This window comes from Streptomyces sp. NRRL WC-3605, from assembly GCF_001509795.1.
GTDB classification, from domain to species: domain Bacteria; phylum Actinomycetota; class Actinomycetes; order Streptomycetales; family Streptomycetaceae; genus Streptomyces; species Streptomyces viridochromogenes.
Genome location: NZ_LLZN01000051.1, coordinates 29,594 through 47,151, shown reverse-complemented (window position 1 = coordinate 47,151; position 17,558 = coordinate 29,594). Strand labels below are relative to the sequence as shown.

19 protein-coding genes and 1 pseudogene are annotated in these 17,558 nt (G+C 70.9%); 14 read left to right on the top strand and 6 right to left on the bottom strand.

Annotation, left to right across the window (positions count from 1 at the left end):
- The first annotated feature begins 62 nt into the window (after window positions 1-62).
- Window positions 63-560 (top strand): hypothetical protein, encoded by a 498-nt coding sequence (locus tag ADL34_RS14845; RefSeq protein ID WP_062668417.1) that lies wholly within the window; start codon window positions 63-65, stop codon window positions 558-560.
- 3 nt (window positions 561-563) lie between these two features.
- On the opposite strand, the gene ADL34_RS14840 is transcribed toward ADL34_RS14845, so the two are convergent.
- Together ADL34_RS14840 and ADL34_RS14835 are read right to left on the bottom strand one after the other, a co-directional pair.
- Complete coding sequence (locus ADL34_RS14840) at window positions 564-779, bottom strand: hypothetical protein (protein ID WP_062668418.1); 216 nt, start codon at window positions 777-779, stop codon at window positions 564-566.
- A 137-nt stretch (window positions 780-916) separates the two neighbouring features.
- The gene (locus ADL34_RS14835) at window positions 917-1,270 is read right to left on the bottom strand and encodes a hypothetical protein (protein ID WP_062668459.1); all 354 of its coding nucleotides are present in this window, start codon (window positions 1,268-1,270) and stop codon (window positions 917-919) included.
- Window positions 1,271-1,364: 94 nt separating this feature from the next.
- Between ADL34_RS14835 and ADL34_RS14830 the strand changes: the two genes are divergently transcribed.
- The gene (locus ADL34_RS14830; protein WP_062668460.1) at window positions 1,365-1,958 is read left to right on the top strand and encodes a YdeI/OmpD-associated family protein; all 594 of its coding nucleotides are present in this window, start codon (window positions 1,365-1,367) and stop codon (window positions 1,956-1,958) included.
- Window positions 1,959-1,972: 14 nt separating this feature from the next.
- On the opposite strand, the gene ADL34_RS14825 is transcribed toward ADL34_RS14830, so the two are convergent.
- Both ADL34_RS14825 and ADL34_RS14820 read right to left on the bottom strand, forming a co-directional pair.
- Window positions 1,973-2,368, bottom strand: coding sequence for a VOC family protein (locus tag ADL34_RS14825; RefSeq protein ID WP_062668419.1), 396 nt, complete (start codon window positions 2,366-2,368; stop codon window positions 1,973-1,975).
- Between the two features lie 64 nt (window positions 2,369-2,432).
- Window positions 2,433-3,203, bottom strand: coding sequence for a maleylpyruvate isomerase family mycothiol-dependent enzyme (locus ADL34_RS14820; RefSeq protein WP_062668420.1), 771 nt, complete (start codon window positions 3,201-3,203; stop codon window positions 2,433-2,435).
- Window positions 3,204-3,358: 155 nt separating this feature from the next.
- Here ADL34_RS14820 and ADL34_RS14815 point away from each other — a divergent pair, with 155 nt between their 5' ends.
- From ADL34_RS14815 to ADL34_RS14805, 3 genes are all read left to right on the top strand, one after another.
- Window positions 3,359-3,568, top strand: coding sequence for a DUF2945 domain-containing protein (locus ADL34_RS14815; RefSeq protein WP_062668421.1), 210 nt, complete (start codon window positions 3,359-3,361; stop codon window positions 3,566-3,568).
- A 43-nt stretch (window positions 3,569-3,611) separates the two neighbouring features.
- Window positions 3,612-4,139, top strand: a complete 528-nt coding sequence (locus ADL34_RS14810; protein WP_062668422.1) for a DUF488 family protein — start codon at window positions 3,612-3,614, stop codon at window positions 4,137-4,139.
- 107 nt (window positions 4,140-4,246) lie between these two features.
- Window positions 4,247-5,764, top strand: coding sequence for an MFS transporter (locus ADL34_RS14805; protein ID WP_062668423.1), 1,518 nt, complete (start codon window positions 4,247-4,249; stop codon window positions 5,762-5,764).
- Between the two features lie 81 nt (window positions 5,765-5,845).
- Here the strand turns inward: ADL34_RS14805 and ADL34_RS14800 are convergent, their stop codons facing one another.
- Window positions 5,846-6,424, bottom strand: a complete 579-nt coding sequence (locus ADL34_RS14800; protein ID WP_062668424.1) for a TetR/AcrR family transcriptional regulator — start codon at window positions 6,422-6,424, stop codon at window positions 5,846-5,848.
- Between the two features lie 92 nt (window positions 6,425-6,516).
- Between ADL34_RS14800 and ADL34_RS14795 the strand changes: the two genes are divergently transcribed.
- The 7 genes and pseudogenes from ADL34_RS14795 to ADL34_RS34820 all read left to right on the top strand — a co-directional run bounded on the left by ADL34_RS14795 (window position 6,517) and on the right by ADL34_RS34820 (window position 15,220).
- Window positions 6,517-6,963 carry a DUF1772 domain-containing protein gene (locus ADL34_RS14795; RefSeq protein ID WP_062668425.1) on the top strand — a complete coding sequence of 149 codons (447 nt, stop codon included), beginning with the start codon at window positions 6,517-6,519 and terminating at the stop codon, window positions 6,961-6,963.
- A 181-nt stretch (window positions 6,964-7,144) separates the two neighbouring features.
- A complete protein-coding gene (locus tag ADL34_RS14790; protein WP_062668426.1) occupies window positions 7,145-8,206 on the top strand; it encodes a fatty acid desaturase family protein in 1,062 nt (353 codons plus the stop codon).
- 240 nt (window positions 8,207-8,446) lie between these two features.
- On the top strand, window positions 8,447-9,577 hold the full coding sequence (locus tag ADL34_RS14785; protein WP_062668427.1) for an FAD-dependent oxidoreductase: 1,131 nt from the start codon (window positions 8,447-8,449) through the stop codon (window positions 9,575-9,577).
- 112 nt (window positions 9,578-9,689) lie between these two features.
- A complete protein-coding gene (locus ADL34_RS14780) occupies window positions 9,690-10,553 on the top strand; it encodes a PhzF family phenazine biosynthesis protein (protein ID WP_062668428.1) in 864 nt (287 codons plus the stop codon).
- A gap of 252 nt (window positions 10,554-10,805) precedes the next feature.
- Window positions 10,806-12,239: a S28 family serine protease gene (locus tag ADL34_RS14775; RefSeq protein WP_062668429.1), complete on the top strand. Its 1,434-nt coding sequence runs from the start codon at window positions 10,806-10,808 to the stop codon at window positions 12,237-12,239.
- 185 nt (window positions 12,240-12,424) lie between these two features.
- Window positions 12,425-12,853, top strand: a pseudogene (locus tag ADL34_RS14770) (BON domain-containing protein); the annotation flags it as partial.
- Between the two features lie 429 nt (window positions 12,854-13,282).
- Entirely contained in the window at window positions 13,283-15,220 is a 1,938-nt protein-coding gene (locus ADL34_RS34820) for a glycerophosphodiester phosphodiesterase (RefSeq protein ID WP_079034172.1), read from the top strand.
- Between the two features lie 71 nt (window positions 15,221-15,291).
- Here ADL34_RS34820 and ADL34_RS14760 read toward each other — a convergent pair whose 3' ends face one another.
- Window positions 15,292-15,978: an alpha/beta fold hydrolase gene (locus ADL34_RS14760; RefSeq protein ID WP_062668430.1), complete on the bottom strand. Its 687-nt coding sequence runs from the start codon at window positions 15,976-15,978 to the stop codon at window positions 15,292-15,294.
- A gap of 166 nt (window positions 15,979-16,144) precedes the next feature.
- Between ADL34_RS14760 and ADL34_RS14755 the strand changes: the two genes are divergently transcribed.
- Entirely contained in the window at window positions 16,145-17,119 is a 975-nt protein-coding gene (locus ADL34_RS14755; RefSeq protein WP_062668431.1) for a helix-turn-helix transcriptional regulator, read from the top strand.
- 34 nt (window positions 17,120-17,153) lie between these two features.
- The gene (locus tag ADL34_RS14750) at window positions 17,154-17,531 is read left to right on the top strand and encodes a nuclear transport factor 2 family protein (protein WP_062668432.1); all 378 of its coding nucleotides are present in this window, start codon (window positions 17,154-17,156) and stop codon (window positions 17,529-17,531) included.
- Window positions 17,532-17,558: the final 27 nt, after the last annotated feature.

The following is a 17,558-nucleotide window of genomic DNA, read 5'->3' as shown; positions in this document are numbered from 1 at the left end:
GTGTGCTGCCTGTGCATCCACCTGCGGCAGGTGCGAGGGATATCCGCAGGTAGGGTGACGGCATGTACATGAGGGGGCGTAGGCCCAGGTCCATCGCGGTGTCGGCGGCGATCGTCGTGAGCCTGTCGGTTCTGTCGACGGGATGCGCTGCGGGGAGTGGCACCGCACGCACGACCGACAGTGCCTCGCCGGACAGCGCCACGACGACGGAGCCGAGCGCCGCCGACAGCGCCAGTACACCCGCCTCGCAGCCGCCCGCCTCCCCTTCCACCGAGGCCGCCGAGCCGTTGAAGGACGGGTCGGCGGTACTCGTGAGCTGTCCGAGTCCGTCGGACCCGCGCGCCACCGTGAAAGTCACGAATCCGAACGGGCGCGACGGCACCTTCGCCGTGAAGATGGACTTCCTGTACGCCCAGGGCTCCCAGATGGTAAAGACCAGGGACCCTGTATGGGTGCCCGCGAAGGAGACGACAACCTACCGGGTACGCGTCACGACCGCGGGTGTCGTGGACAGCATCGACCGCTGTGTGGTCGAACGACGGGCCGCCGCCGTTCAGTGACGTTCAGCAGTGCCGCACGCCCCCGCCGGAGGCCACTGGTAGGCCGCGGTCGTCCACCAGCATGAGGTTCAGGTCGGCGAACCACTCACCGACCCTGCCAATGAACTGTTTCACCAGCCGATCGGCGGTGATGAACTCCGGGAACCCTTCGCTGAAGAGCTCCTTCATCTGCTCGTCCGGCGATGTGCGCGCGTCGGTCCGCCCGACCTTCAAGATCATTCCCCGATCTTGGCACGCCGGAGTCTTCCCCTCAGATGTGGGCACGTATCTGCGTCACGGGGTGCCCGAGTGTGGCGGCGAGCGCGGCTACTGGGCGCCGCAGTCGTCGGCCTGCCTGTCCGGCGGGGGGCACTGAACTACGGCCGGAGCCGGTCCTGTTGCACGTCGAAACAGACCAGGCCCATGGACTCCGCCAGTGAAGCCGCGTAGGCCGACGCCTCCTCCGCCATGCTCCACCGCATGGCGAAATAGATCAGCGGTCCACTGGCTTCGTCGATCAACGGGCCGGCCGACCAGGGCGAGGTGTCCTCCTCTTCCTCGGTGATGTCGCACCACCGCTCGAGCAACGCGGTCACGTAAGCCTCTATGCGTTCCGACGGAGGTTCGTCCGCACCTTCGATGTAGCAGTCGTACAAGTCGCTGAAGATCCGGCCGGCGGTTTTGTCGTCCGCGGGTCTCTCGCCTTCCCAGACAGCAAGGTCATAGGTCATGCCCCGGAGGTTGTCACACGGCACTGACACCCACCCGGCCGACGATGCCAGTCGCTCCGACGGATCCTGAAACTGCTCAGTGACCATCGGCCCGGTGTGGTTCGCTGCTGGGGTGACTCAGAACTTGGAGATCGTGGCGTTCGAATCCGCTGAGGCGTTCGAGGCGTGGCTCGGGGAGAACCACGCCGTTTCGCCCGGCATCTGGCTCAAGCTGCGCAAGAAGAGCCCGGGAGTCGTGGCGCTGGACTACGCCCAGGCGCTCGACGTGGCCCTCTGCTACGGGTGGATCGACGGTCAGAAGGCTGGGCTGGACGATCAGTGGTGGCTGCAACGGTTCACGCCGCGCACGGCGCGCAGCAAGTGGTCCAAGGTGAACCGGGACAAGGTGGCCGCCCTGATCGAGCAGGGCCGGATGCAGCCGGCGGGCCAGGCCGAGATCGACCGGGCCAAGGCGGACGGCCGTTGGGACGCCGCGTACGACAGCTCCAGAACCGCCACGGTGCCGGACGACCTCGCCGCGGCCCTGGCCGCCGAACCGGCTGCCGCGGAGTTCTTCGAGGCGCTGGACCGGCAGAACCGCTACGCGATCCTCTACCGCGTCCAGGACGCCAAGAAGCCGGAGACCCGGGCCCGCCGGATCGAGAAGTTCGTGGCGATGCTCGCGAAGGGCGAGAAGCTGCATCCCTGACGTGCACTGGATCGCTAGGAGGAGCCCTCCTTGTGGACGGCTTCGACGTTGTTGCCGTCCGGGTCGCTGACGAACGCGCAGTAGGCGCGGTACTCGCTCCACCAGCGGGGCGCGTGCCGGGAGGCGCCCCCGGCCGCCACCGCGGCCGCGTGGAAGGCGTCCACCGCGTCCCGGCTGACCGCCGTGAACGCGATGTGCGCCCCCGTGGTGGCGGCATCCTCGGTCTCCGCCTGCTCCAGGGACAACGACGGTGTGTCCTGCCCTGGGCTCCAGTATTCGGCGACGCCGTCGGCCCGGTAACCGATGCCGACGCCGAGCGCGTCCAGCGCGGCGGTGTAGAACCGTTCGCCGGCCTCGAAGTCCGAGGCGAACACCCCGAGATGATGGACGAAGGACGCCGTTGTCTCCATGTCGTCCGAGCTTACGGATCAGTACCGGCCTGCGCCGCGCGGCAAGCGGTGTCCGCCTGTCTCTCTACTCCTCCGGCTCCCAGGCGCGGAGCAGGTCGAGCAGGCCGGCGTCTCCGTCGAGTCGGAGGGAGGCGGCCGGGATGCGGTCGTAGAAGCAGAGGATCAGTTCGCCGGCGGTTCCCGTGACGGAGAGGTCGGGGGTCTCGACGTCGGCGGAAAGACGCGTGGCTCGTGCCCCGTCCGCGTCGAGTGTGAGGCGCCAGGAGGGGCCCTCGGTCGCGTGGAAGTCGATCGTGGCGGGCTTGTGCGGCCAGGCGGCCGGCGTCGCGATGCAGGTGGACAGGAACTCGTCGACGCCGTCGAGCGTCACCTCGTCCGGAAGTGGCCGCGGGGTCCCCTGGGTGACCTGGACGTCGTAGGTGTGCACCGCGGTCTCCTGGACCCGGTGCCGGGCGACGCCGCCCGCGGTCTGCGGGGACTGCGAGGCACGCCACCACGTCCAGCAACCGTGATCCGGGCCCGCCTCCTCCAGCGCGCTCAGCAGCAGCCGCGTCGACTCGGCCAGCCAGGCCAGCAGCGCCTCACGCTCCCGCGGCGCGGCCACGGCGGCCCGTAGGGCGACGGCCTCCGCCGGTGGCGCGTCGGCGGGTCCCGCCTCGACGACGGCGGCCCAGAAGCGGTCTCCGCCGCCCAGGTGCTGCACCAGATCGAACAGCGTCCACTCCGGGCAGGTGGGCACCCGCACGTCGAGACTGGGCGCGGAAGCGATCGCGGCCCGGAAGGCGGTGGACCGTTCGTCGATCAGGCGCCGCAGGTCGGAGAACTCGAGTGTCATGGTCACACCGGGTGTCTATCACCGGGGGACGGACGGCGGACACCGGTTTTCCGCACGGTTGGACGCCGTGGCCCGGGGCACCCGGCGCGGCGTGACGCGGCAGGGCCAGAAGTCGGGCACGGAGCGGATGCCGCGCCGGGAGAAGGGAGATCGCGATGACTGACCAGTTCGCCTTCGGTCAACGGGTGCGGTGGAATTCCGAGGCGGGTCACGTCGAAGGCGTCATCGTCAAGGAGCACACGCGCGACGTGGAGTACAAGGGGCACACCCGGCACTGCTCGCAAGAGGATCCGCAGTACGAGATCAAGAGCGACAAGACCGGTCATGTCGCCATGCACAAGGGCGGGGCACTGACGAAGCTGTAGGCGGCAGGCTTTCCCGGAGCGGCTTGGGCGGCGAGGCAGTGCGATGACGGACCGCGTGTACACGATCGGGCACTCCACCCGCGGCTTCGACGACGTCGTCGGCATGCTGCGCGGCAACGGCGTCACGTGTCTGGTGGACGTCCGGTCGTACCCCTCGTCCCGGAAGCATCCGCAGTGGAACCAGGAAGCGGTCGTCGAGGCCCTGCCGCCCGACATCGGCTATCGGTGGATCCGGGAGCTGGGCGGCCGACGGCACACTCCGGTGGGGGTGCCGAGTCCGAACGGGGCCTGGCGGGTCAAGGCCTTCCGTGACTACGCCGACCACATGAGCACGCCCGCGTTCGCCGAAGGGCTCGGCGAGTTGCTGGAGCTGGCGGCACGTGAACGGCCCGCGATCATGTGCAGCGAGGCGGTGCCGTGGCGGTGCCATCGGCGGCTGATCACGGATGCCCTGATCGTCGCCGGTGTGGAGGTCGTGCACATCATGTCGGCGACCTCGTCCTCTCCGGGGACGCTGAGTCCTCACGCCCAGGTCGTCGACGGCTCGCTGATCTATCCACCGCCTCGCTGAATGCGGGGGCGCCCCGCGCGTGGACCGTTCGAGGGCGGCCGGGTGTGCGCGGCGTACGTCGGGGGAACCGGGGACCTGTTCGACCGGGCGGTGTGAGAGGACTCCATGTGACAGCGTCGGCGTCAGCGGCGGGCGACCGGGACCCCGGTGGCCGGACGGGCGAGTATCAGCCGGACCCGCGCCGGTGGCGGGCGCTGTGGGTCACCCTGGTGGCGGGCTTCATGAGCCTGCTGGACGTCACGATCGTGGCGGTGGCCCTGCCCACCGTGCAGCGCGACCTGCACGCCTCCCCCGCGCAGGTGCAGTGGGTGGTGTCGGGATACACCCTCACGTTCGCCCTCGCCCTGGTCACCGCCGGGCGGCTGGGCGACGCCCTGGACCGGCGCCGTATCTTCCTGACGGCGTTGTGCGGCTTCGTGCTCTTCAGCGCGGCCTGCGGTGCGGCTCCCGACATCACGCTCCTGGTGGTGGCCCGTCTCGCGCAGGGCCTGGCCGCGGGATTCATGGCGCCGCAGAACTCCGCGCTCATCCAGCAGATGTTCCGCGGCGCGGAACGCGGCCGTGCCTTCGGCTACTTCGGGGCGACCGTCGGCATCTCGTCGGCGTCCGGCCCTCTCGTCGGCGGGATGATCCTGGCGCTGGCCGACGGCGCGCAGGGGTGGCGCTGGATCTTCTACGTCAACGTCCCCATCGGCATCCTCGCCGTCCTGCTCGGACGGCGTCTCCTGCCGCGCACCCGGCGCTCCGGGCGGGGACACGTGGATGTCCCCGGTGTGCTGCTCCTGGGGCTCGGCGTCCTGGCCCTGATGTATCCGCTCGTGCAGGCGGAGGCAGGCGGGCTGGGCCGGCTGTGGTGGCTGTTCCTCGTCGGCGCCGCGGTCCTGTTCCTCTTCGTGCGCCGGCAGTACCGTCTGGTCGCCCGGGGGACGAGGCCGCTGCTCGATCCACGGCTGTTCACCACGGTGCGCGGTTATGCCGTGGGCGCCGGTGTCGGCACGCTGTACTTCATCGGGTTCAGCGGCGTCTGGCTCGTCTTCGCCCTCTTCTACCAGGACGGGCGGAACTTCTCGCCCCTGGAGTCGGGGCTCGCCGTGACCCCGTTCGCGCTCGGCTCGGCCGGGGCCGCGGTGCTCGCGGGGCGGCTGGTGGACCGGTTCGGCCGGCTGCTGACCGTGTGCGGGCTGGCGGGGGTGATCTGCGGGCTGGGCGGAGCCGCGCTGCTGCTGCGGTTCGCGCCGCTCGACGTCGCTCCGTGGATCGCCGCCCCCGTGCTGTTCCTCGGGGGCATCGCAGGGGGGTTCGTGGTGTCGCCGAACATCACGATGACCCTGCGGGACGTGCCCGTGCACATGGCCGGCGCGGCCGGAGGGGCGCTGCAGACGGGGCAGCGGCTCGGCGCCGCGGTGGGCACCGCCGCCCTGCCCGGCCTCTTCTACATGGTGCTCGGAGACGGCAAGGACTACCAGAACGCCCTCGTCATCGCCCTGGGCACCGGGATCGTCGGCATGCTGGCCTCGCTGGCGCTGGCCACGTCGGACTGGGTCCGCGACCGGCGGACGCGGGCCCCGCACCGGAAGTGTCCGCAGGAGGTCGCGAACAGTCCTGTGCACTCCCGGCAGAGCTGAATCGCGATACCGCCCGGCGGGGCTGAATCGCGATACCGCCCGGCGGGGCTGAATCGCGATACGGCCCGGCGGGGCTGACGTTCACATCACGGCGAGGCGGTCCACCAGCAGCTCGATCCTGCGCTCCGTGTCCTCCGGCGGCAGGCGTCGCGCCCGGGTCAGAGTGGCCAGTCCGTGCAGGGACGCCCAGAACGTCTCGGTGAACAGCCCCGGGTGGACACCGTCCCCGGCGACCTCGCCCAGGGTCTCCAGCAGGGCGGCGAAGGCGTCCTTGAGCTCGCCGGGGGTGTCCTCCTGCGCGAACGCCAGGCCGCCGTCGAGGTCGAACAGGGCGTCGTAGACCGCCGGATTGCGCTCGGCGAAGTCCAGGTAGGCCCGGGCGAGGGCGGCGACCCGGTCACGCGGGCCGTCGGCGCCAGCCACCGCGGCCCGCACCGCCACGGCCATCTCGGCCGCCCCTTCCCGGGCGACGGCGCCGATGATCTCGCGTTTGCCGCGGAAGTGGCTGTACAGGACGGGCTGGCTGTACTCGATGCGCTCGGCGAGCCGGCGGGTGGTGACCGCGTCCCAACCCTGTTCCTCGGCGAGCTCCCGGGCCGTGGCGACGATGAGGCGCTCGCGCTGCGCCCGTTCGCGTTCCTTGCGTTCCTTGACCGACATGACTTCCATCCTAGCACCGCTAGACAATCGAGCGTAGGCAGAGTTAGCGTTGACCCGTCAGCTAGCAACGCTAGATAGCCGGAGGGGTCGTCATGCTCAACGTCCTGGAAGTCGCCACCACCGTGATCGTCGGACTGATGGTCGGGGTGGAGTTCGCGGTCGCCTTCGTCATGAACCGGATCTTCAGCGCCCTCCCCGAGGACAGCGACCAACTCGCCCGTGCTCACGGCGGCCGGATGCTCGGCGCGCTCATGCCGTTCTGGTACATAGGCTCACTGCTGCTCACCGCACTGTGGGCCGCGGTCACCTGGAACGAGGACGGCACGGCCCTCCTCGTCGTCGCCGGTGCGCTGCTGCTGGTCAGTGTCGTCATGTCGGTCCTGCTGCTCGTCCCGATCAACAACCGCGGCAAGACGTGGACGCCCGAGAACCGGCCGGCGGACTGGAAGGAGCAGATGAACCGCTGGGACCGCTACCACTATGTCCGTGTCGCCGTCATCATCGCCGCCTTCACACTCCTGGTCACCGCCCTCGCCTGAGACGGTCACCGCCCTCGCCCGAGGCGGTCACCCCCTCGTCCGAGGCGGTCACCGCCCTCGCCCGAGGCCGCGAAGGGAGCGGCCCCGGGCAATCCACACCCTCAAGGTGGTGCTACCCCCTCCCCCACCTCGGGGGCGACCGTCATTCCGCGGTCGGTGCACGGTTCAGATACTTACCGTCATGACGCATCCCACGGTTCTTCCGGCAGGTCCGCCCACGCAACGAAGGCAAGACGAACGGCGCGATGGAAGCGACTTCTCCGAATTGTCCCGCCGGATCACCGCGGCCGGTCTTCTCCGGCGTCGCCCGCTGTATTACACCGTGCGTTTCGGCGCGGTGGCGCTTGCTCTCGCCTGGTCGACAGTCGCCTTTTTCACCCTGGGAGACAGCTGGGGGCAGCTCCTCGTCGCGGTCGCCCTGGCCGTGGTCTTCGGTCAGCTCGGGCTCGCCGCCCACGACCTCGCCCACCGGCAGGTGTTCTCCCGCCGACGGCCCAGCGAGGCGGGCGGCCTCCTGGTCGCCGACCTGCTGCTCGGCATGAGCTACGGCTGGTGGATGAACAAGCACACCCGGCACCACGCGAATCCCAACCACGAAGGCAAGGACCCCGACGTGGCGCCGGACATTCTCGTCTGGTCGCGGCGACAGGCCCGTAAAGCGCAGGGCCTCCCCCGCTTCGTCGGCAAGCATCAGGCGGCGCTCTTCTTTCCCCTGCTGACCTTGGAAGGGCTGAATCTCAGCTTCAGCAGTTTCCGGGCTCTGGGGAGCCGCTCGGTGAAACGTCCCGTGCTCGAGGGAACGCTGCTCGTGATGCATTTCGGACTGTATTTCGGCGCCCTTTTCTCCGTCCTTTCGCCGGGCAAGGCGCTGGCGTTCATCGCCGTCCACCAGGGGCTGTTCGGCATCTACCTCGGGTCGGTGTTCGCACCGAACCACAAGGGGATGCCGATGATCGAGGAGGGCACCCGGCTGGACTTCCTGCGCCGCCAGGTCCTCACGTCGCGCAACGTCCGCGGCGGCGCCCTGGTCGACGTCTTCATGGGCGGGCTGAACTACCAGATCGAGCATCACCTGTTCCCGAGCATGCCCACCCCGGCTCTCGGCCGCGCCCAGGCCATCACCGAGCAGTACTGCGCGGAACTGGGCATCCCGTACCACCAGACCGGTCTCATCGACTCCCACCGGGAGGCGCTGCGCCACCTCCGGAGCGTCGGTGAACCGCTTCGCGCCGCGCGAAGCTGACGCGGGGAGCACGTCGTACGCCGGCCCGGTGCCTGACCGGGCCGGCGTTCGGCCGTTTCGGCGGAGGGCTTGGCTGCCCCTGCGCGCGCCCGACGGCGCGGGCCCGCGCACCCTCCCACCCGTCGAGCCAACAAGCGTAGGCCAACAGCTGTTGACTTAGCGCGCCTCCAGGGCGCACTATGACAACAAGCGATGGCCAACAAATGTTGGCACACATCTTCGACGGAGCAAGAGATTCTCATGAACCGGCCCGCACTCCCCTCCCGCACCCGCGTCGCGATCATCGGCGCCGGACCCACCGGGCTGGCGCTGGCGATCACCCTCGCTCAGGCGGGCGTCGACTTCGTCCTGGTCGACCGCCAGGCGGAGGGCGCGAACACCTCCCGGGCCGCGGTGGTGCACGCCCGCACCCTCGAGGTGCTCGACGAGCTCGGCGCCTGCGCCGAGCTGCTGCGCCGCGGGATCAAGGTCACCCGCTTCTCCGTCCGTGACGGCGCCCGCGCTCTGATGGCGATTCCCTTCGACGGCCTGCCGACGCCGCACCCGTACACGCTGATGGTCGCGCAGAACGAGACCGAGGACGTCCTGCTCACCCGGCTGCGGGAGCTGGGTGCCGACACCTCCCGTCCCTACGAAGCGGCGTCCGTCGTCCAGGACGAGTCCGGCGTCACCGTCACGATGACCAGCGGGGAGACCGTACGGGCCGACTACGTCGTCGGCGCCGACGGCATGCACAGCACGGTCCGCGAGGCCGCCGGCATCGGCTTCACCGGAAGCGCCTATGCGGAGTCCTTCGTCCTCGCCGACGTGTACATGCGCTGGGCGCCGGGCCCGCGCGAGGTGTCCCTGAACTTCCACAGCGCCGGACTGATCGTGGTCGCGCCGCTGCCCGGCGACCGCTACCGCATCGTCGCCACGGTCGACGACGCTCCCCAGACCGCCGACCTGGCCTTCCTGCAGCGGATGCTGGACGAGCGCGTCCCCGGGCAGGCCACCGCGCACGAGGTGCACTGGTCCTCCCGGTTCCGGGTGCACCACCGCGTCGCCGACTCCTACCGGGCCGGGCGGCTCTTCCTGGCCGGCGACGCCGCACACGTGCACAGCCCCGCCGGAGGGCAGGGCATGAACACGGGCATCCAGGACGGCTACGCCCTCGGCCGGGCCCTTGCCTCGGGAACCCTCGACGCGTACGAGGCCACGCGCCGGCCCGTCGCCGAGCAGGTGGTCAGGCTCGCCGACCGCATGACACGCCTGGCCACCACGCGCCGCCCGGCTGCCCGTGGTGTCCGCAACATCGCCCTGCAGATGCTCGGCCACACTCCGTTCCGCACCAAGCTCGCCACGGAGCTCGCCGAGCTGAACTACCGCTGACGCGGCACATCGGCGCCGAGGATGGCCCTCAGACGCTCAGGCTCACACCCCGGCGCCTCAGGCTCACACCCCCATCCTCCCTCCCGACATCCACCCGAAAGTCCGGCCGAACATGCGATTCCTCCACGTCAACGTCTTCAGTGACGTCCCCTACGGCGGCAACAGCCTCGCCGTCTTCCCCGACGCAACCGGCCTCGACCCGGCGCAGATGCTCCGCATCACGCAGGAACTGCGCCACTTCGAGTCGGTCTTCCTCCTCCCCTGGAACGCCGACGCCGGCCCCGGGTTCCAGGCGCGGGTCTTCGATCTGTCCGAGGAACTCGACTTCGCGGGCCACCCGGTGATCGGCGCGGCCGCCGTGCTGCACCATCTCGCCGGCATGGGTGGCCCGGTCGACTGGAAGCTGGAGCTGAAGGCGCGCACGGTGCGGGTGAAGGTCCGCCAGAACGGCAAGTCGTACGAGGGCGTTCTGGACCAGGGGCCGGCGTCGTTCCTCGGGGAGCCGGAGATCGAGGGGCTGTCCTCGTGGTTCGACCTGGAAGTGCAGGATCTGCACCCCGGCCTGCGGCCGCAGGTGGTGTCGACCGGGCTGCGGTACCTCATCGTCCCCGTCCGGCCGGGGCTGCTGCACAGGGCCCGCATCCGCTTCGACCTCACGGAGCCCCTCCGCCAGGTGGGCGCGCAGTTCGCCTACCTGCTCGACGCCGACGAGCTCGAAGGCCGGCACTGGAACAACGACGGCATCCTGGAGGACGTCGCCACGGGCAGCGCGGCCGGCTGCGTCGCCGCCTATCTGCGCCGGCACGGGCGGCTCGTCGCGGGTGAGACCGTGACACTGCGTCAGGGCCGCCACATGGGCCGGCCCAGCTCGATGAGCATCGGCGCCTACGACATCGGCCCGCAGCGCCACGGGGTCACCGTGGGCGGCCATGTCAGCCTCGTCGCGGAGGGCCACCTGATGGAGCTGCCGCGATGAACGCCGACCGGGCCACCTACTTCAGCCCGGACCGCATTCGTGCGTCCGCCGGCACCCGGGACGTCCGGGGCCGGTCCGGCAAGCGCTTGGACGCGCCCTGCCCCTGCGTCGTCAGGGACATGGGATGCCCGCTTCCCCTTCTGCCGACCCTCGAACCCCTCCCGTCACACAGGGTTTTCCCTATGTCCCCTGGCGTGGCGGGGAGTTGGTCGAGTAGCTTCCGGCGCACATATGTCTCACAGGGGAGTGCGCATGCGCAAGGCGCTCAGATGGCTGCTGGCGCTCACGGTGCTCATAGGCACACTGAGTTCGGCCGGGGCGGCCACCGCCGCCGGGCCGGAGGCCACCGGCACCACTGACATCAAGGAGAGACTGCTCTCGATCCCGGGCATGAGCCTGATCGAGGAGAAGCCGTACACCGGGTACCGCTTCTTCGTCCTCAACTACACCCAGCCCGTCGACCACCGCCGGCCCTCCAAGGGGACGTTCCAGCAGCGGATCACCGTGCTGCACAAGGACACCGCGCGGCCGACGGTGTTCTACACCGGCGGCTACAGCGTCTCGACGACGCCGCGCCGCGCGGAGCCGACGCAGATCGTGGACGGCAACCAGGTCTCCATGGAGTACCGCTTCTTCACTCCGTCGCGACCCGAGCCGGCCGACTGGTCGAAGCTGGACATCTGGCAGGCGGCCAGCGACCAGCACCGCATCTTCTCGGCGCTGAAGAAGATCTACAGCGAGAACTGGATCTCCACGGGCGGTTCGAAGGGCGGCATGACCGCCACCTACTACGAGCGCTTCTACCCCAAGGACATGGACGGCGTCGTCGCCTACGTCGCCCCCAACGACGTGGTGAACAAGGAGGATTCGGCCTACGACCGCTTCTTCCGCACCGTCGGCACCCAGGAGTGCCGCGACCGGCTGAACGGCGTGCAGCGCGAGGCGCTGGTGCGCCGGACCGCGCTGGAGAAGAAGTACGCCGCGTACGCCACCGAGAACGGCTACACCTTCGACACCATCGGCAGCCTGGACCGGGCCTACGAGGCGGTCGTCCTGGACTACGTCTGGGGCTTCTGGCAGTACAGCACCCTCGCCGACTGCACGGACATCCCGGCCGACGCCAAGAACGCCACCGACGACGCGATCTGGACCTCCGTCGACACGATCTCCGGCTTCTCGGCCTACACGGACCAGGGCCTGACGCCGTACACGCCGTACTACTACCAGGCCGGTACGCAGCTGGGCGCGCCGACCATCCACTTCCCGCACATCGAGAAGAAGTACATCCGCTACGGCTACCAGCCGCCCCGCAACTTCGTGCCGCGCTCCATCCCGATGAAGTTCGAGCCGTCGGCCATGCGGGACGTCGACACCTGGGTGCGGCACAACGCCCGGCACATGCTGTTCGTCTACGGCGAGAACGACCCGTGGGGCGCCGAGCAGTTCCGCGTCGGCAAGAAGGCGCGTGACGCGTACGTGTTCACCGCGCCCGGCATGAACCACGGTGCGAACGTCGCCGGTCTGGTCGAGAAGGAGAAGGCGCTGGCCACGGCCCGCATCCTCGACTGGGCGGACGTCGCGCCGACCGCGGTGCAGGAGAACCCGGCGGCGGCCAAGCCGCTGGCGAAGTTCGACGCCAAGCTCGACAAGCGGGACATCGAGCGGCACCGGACGCTGCGTCCGTAGGCGAGCGCGGCAGCGGTCGTTCACGCGAGGGCCGTGGTCCGGGGTGCGAAAGCCCCGGACCACGGCCCTCGGCACGTCCGGGCGGAGGACGGACCAGGGATGGGACGCGGAGAAAGCCTCCCCGTACCTTGGCGGCCCATCCGAAGGGAGGACGCAATGACCCGGTCACGCACGCTCGGACGCTCGGTGCGACCACGGCCGGGGACCTCATGAGCACGCCCGCCGTCACCGTCCACCCGGACGCCACGCTCGCGCGGGCCGCCCGGATCATGGCGGTGCGGCGCGTCAAACGGCTGCCCGCGGTCGACCGCGTCGGCATTCTGCAGGGGATCGTGAGCCGGGCCGACCTGCTGAAGGTCTTCCTGCGGCCCGACGACCAGATCGCGGACGAGGTCCGCCGCACGGTCGTCTCCCACCTGCGTCCGGTCGCCGGCCACTCCATCGACGTCAGCGTGCGCGAAGGGGTCGTCACCCTGCGCGGGCCGGTCCGCGACACCGCCCTGGTCCCCCTCGCCGTACGTCTGGCGCGGGCCGTCGAGGGTGTCGTGGACGTCGAGCCGCAGCTCACCGGCGGTGACGTGGGCGCTCAGGAGGCTGTACCGCCACCCGTCTGACGGTTCATCCGGCGGGCGTCAAAGCCGCCACGTGCGCGCCCAGGGGCGCGGCGAACTGGTCGGTCGCGTGGACGAGGGCCTCCGGCACCGGGATCGTCACGGCCACACCGGACGGTTCGCGGGAGCCATGAGCGAGCCGCTGACCACCCCCGGCGAAGGGTTTCCACCCGCACCTGCACGACACCTCCGCTCCCGCGACGACGCCGCTGCGCGCCCGTCTGCACCACATTGCCCTGCGCGGGGGCGCGGGCGGGGGAAGGCGCGGGGACGGGGCGGGGCCGTTCCTCGGGAGATGCCGGGCGGCAGGTGGTCCGCCCTCCCCCTGCCGTACCACCCGAGGCCCGACGCGACCCACTCGACGTCGAGCCGTCTCCTGGCGTTCATCCACCCGGCCCGGCATGATCGCCGACGGTCCCTAACGTCGCCCGCATGCCTAGCACTTCACCTTCTTCCACGCTGTCGCCGGCCACGCGGCCACGGCGTGCTCCGCGCTCCCGCGTCGCGCTCCTGGCCTCCGTGCTGCTCGCCGTGTCCCTGCCGGCCGCCGCCCACGCCGAGGGCACGACCCCTGCCACGGACACCGACGCCCCGGCGAGCCGGGTGGTCCTCTCGGCCGACTTCTCCGGCTCCTCGCTGCCCGAGGGCTTCAAGGCGGTCGACGGCACCTGGCAGGTCAAGAACGGCCGCCTGTACGGAACTTCGGCGAACTCCTCGCAGCAGAGCCGGATCACGTTCGGCAAGCACCTCACCGACTTCCGGATCGAGGTCACCGCGCGCTTCGAGTCGGTCGTGGACGCCGGCCGCTGGACGGCCATGGGACTCGACCTCCCTGCGGACGGCTCCGTCCCCTGGTCCATCGCCACGATGCGCACGGGGACCACGGCGGCCAACGGCCTGGAGTTCGCCCAGCGCACCGCGGCGGACACCTGGAACGTCACCGACACCCACGCGGCGCCCTCCTCCGCCGGCACCGGCAAGGACGTGAAGATAGCCGCCGAGGTCCACGGCACCAAGGCCGTCTGGTACTTCGACGGCAAGGAGGTCATGCGGACCTCCAACGTCGCCCGCTCCGCCGACGGCGTGCAGGGCCTGCTGGTCAACGGGGCCTCGGCCTCGTACGACGACCTCAAGGTGACCGAGCTGCCGCCGGCGGGCTACATCCGCCCCGCAGGAGCGCCGCTGACCGTCATCGGGCACCGCGGCGCCTCCTCGGCCGCGCCCGAGAACACCCTGGTGTCGCAGGAGATCGCCCGCCGGGGCGGCGCCGACTTCATCGAGAACGACGTCCAGCCCAGCAAGGACGGCGTGCCGTACATCCTCCACGACAGCACCGTGGACCGGACGACCGACGGCACCGGCCCCGTCCGGTCGCTGACGTCCGCCCAGCTCGACGCGCTCGACGCCGGTTCGTGGTTCGCGCCGCACTACAAGGGAGCCCGGGTCCCGACGCTGGCCGCCCAGCTGGACGACCTGCGCACCCGCGTCGGCGACCTCCTGCTCGAGATCAAGGGCGCGCACACCAAGGCGGAGGTGGCCACCATCGTGGACACCATCCGCACCCACGGCATGACCGGACGCGTCTTCGTGCAGAGCTTCGAGGTCGACGCCCTGCGCTACACCCACGAACTCGCTCCGGACCTGCCCCTCGGCCTGCTCCGCAGCACCCTGGACGCCGACCCGGTGGCCCTGGCGAAGGAACTCCACCTGGCCGCCTACAACCCGGAGGACGGGGCGCTCAGCAAGAAGCCGTCCGTCATCGCCGACCTGCACAAGGCCGGCGTGGCCGTCATGGTGTGGACCGTGGACGCCCCCGACCGCTGGAAGGCCCTGGAGAGCGCCGGTGTCGACGGCGTGATCACCAACCGGCCGACCGAACTGAGCGGCTGGAACAGCGCTTTCCGACAGAGTCAGGCGCAGCCACCGGCCAAGCCTGCGGTGCGTTTCACCTCCCCCGCCGCCGACGCCGTGCTCGACCGCGCGCAGACGCCGGTGCCGACGGTGCAGAGCGAGCACAGCACGTCGGTGGCGCTCACCCTGGACGGCCGCCCCGTGCGCGCCGGTGCGCCCCTGGAGCTGACCACCCTCGCGGCCGGACCGCACACTCTGCGGGCCGTGGCCTCGGGTGACGGCGGCACCGCGGAGGACACGCTGACCTTCACGCTCAAGGCGACCCCGACCGGGCTGGCCCACCTCATCTTCACCTCGGGCGCCAAGAACTCGGCGATCAGCTCGATGACGGGGATGCTCGGGCTCAAGCAGTACTCGGTGCTGGCCACGTGGGCGAAGGTCCAGTCGGGCAAGGCTCTGGACAAGGAGCGGGCGGCACTCATCGCCGAGGACGCCCGCGCTCTGGCCGCGGCGCACTGACACGCCGGCTCACGGTCGGCCCGTGGCGGGCGGAGCTCTCCCATCAGGGCTCCGCCCGCCCCCCGGGTCCGTCAGGTCGTGTCGGCCGCCGCTGCCAGGATCCGGGCCAGTTCGTCCGGTGCCGTGATCATGGGCCAGTGCCCGGAGTCGATGTCGGCGAACTCAACCTCCTTGGCCCGGGACAACTCCGGTACCTCTCCGGCGTCGATCCACTCCCGGGCCTGCTCGGGCGTGAACTCCGGGCACACGACCACGACGGGGACGTCCCACCGCCGTTCGTCGGTCAGCCGCACCACACCCCGGGCCACCCCTTCGGGCACCGGGATCGCGGCGGCCGTGAAGGCGTTCCTGGCCTCCTCGTCGAGATCGGCGGCGTCGGCACCTTCGAAGGGCTCCCAGCCGGGGAACGGCATGACCCCGTCCCTCACCTCGAAGAAGTCGGCGTACGGCCGGCCGTCCTGGGTCGGGATGCCACCGATCAGGACGGCCCTGGCCAGCTTGTCCGGTCGTCGGTCGGCGGCCAGCCAGGCCAGGGAGCAGGCGGCGGAGTGCCCCGCGACCACGACTTTGCCGGGTGCCGCGTCCACGGCCGCGAGCACGGCCTCCATCTGGTCGTCCAGCGTGGCGGGCACGGAGCCGTCCCCCTGCCCCGGCAGCGTGAGCGGCACCGGGCGGTGGCCGAGCCCTTCCAGGGCGGAGGCGACGCCGCCCCACACGGAGCCGTGCAGCCACAGGCCGCCGATGAGCAGGATGTCCATGATGCTCTCCCCTACTGCCGGTTGACGGACGCCACCGTAGGAGGAGATCCGGACGATCGGCTGCCGGATCACCCCGACGACCGTCGGGCAGTCTTCCGACGACCGTCGGGCGGTCGTCGGACGATCGTTCGGGCGGTCGTCCGGGTTGACGGACTAGCCTGCCCGGGTGCCCAACGACCTCAGCCCCACCGCCCGGGCCCTGCGCGCCCTGGAGATCCTCCAGGTCCGCCCCGGTACGACGGCGACCGAACTCGCCGAGCGACTGGGGGTGACGGAGCGCGCCGCCCGCCGTTACGTGGAGATCCTCCGCGAGGCCGGCATCCCGGTGACGTCCACCCGCGGGCCGCACGGCGGTTACCGGCTGGGGCGCGGGACGCGCCTGCCGCCCGTGCACTTCACGCAGGCGGAGGCGCTCGGCCTGGTGATGGCCGTGCTCAGCGGCCAGCCGGGCGCCGCCGACCCCGAGGACCTGGTCAGCGCCGCCCTCGGCAAGGTCGTCAAGGCACTGCCGGAGAGCGTCGGCAGCCAGGCGGCCCTGCTGCACGCCTACGCGTCGGCGGCGCCGGACCCGTACGCCACCCGTCCGGACCCGGCGATCACCGGCGAGCTCGTCGGTGCCGTCGCGGCGCGCCACCGCGTGCGCATCACCTACCGCAGCGAGGCCGGTGCCGAGTGGGTGGCGGACGTGGATCCCTGGTCCCTCGTCGTCCGCTACGGCCGCTGGTACCTGCTGTGCCACAGCCATCGCGCGGACGCCGTCCGCACCTACCGGGTCGACCGGGTCCGTACGGTCGAGACGACCGCGCAGCGGTTCGAACCGCCCGCCGGGCTCGACCCGGTGGCGGTGCTGGAGGAGAATCTGGGCGTCGGCTGGGCGTACCCCACGCGCGTGGTGTTCGACCTGCCGCCGGCCGAGGTGGCCCGCTGGATCCGGCCGCCGATGGGACGTCTGGAACCGCTGGGGGACGGCAGCGTGCTGGTGGGCAGCACCCGCAACCCGGCCATGTACGCGCAGGAATGGCTGGCGGTGCTGCCCGTCCCCTTCCGTGTGGAGGGCGGGGAGGAACTGCGCACGGCCGTCGCCGACCTCGCCGCCCGCTTCACGGCCGCCGTGGCCGGCCCACCCGGCCGGACGCCCTGAGGGCATTGTCAGTGGTGCCCGGCAGGATGGCGGCATGGAAGCTTCGAAGACCGTGCAGTTGCTCTGGGACCGTATGCAGGCACGCGACTGGGCAGGCGTAGGCGCCCTCCTCGCGGACGACGTCACCGTGGAATGGCCGGTCAGCGGCGAACGCATCCGGGGCCGGGAGAACTACGTCCGCGTCAACGCGGAGTACCCGGAAGGATGGTCGATCGAGGTGCTGCGCATCGTGGCTTCCGGCAGCGACGTGGTGTCCGAGGTCCAGGTGCCGCACGACACGATGGGCACCCACCGTGTCGCGTCCTTCTGGACGGTCGAGGACGGGCTGATCACCGAGGGCCGCGAGTACTGGACCGAGCTGGGCGCGGACCCCTCCCCGGCGTGGCGGGCCCCGTACGTCGAACGCCTCTGAGGGGGCGTCGATTCGCGGTCCCCGGCC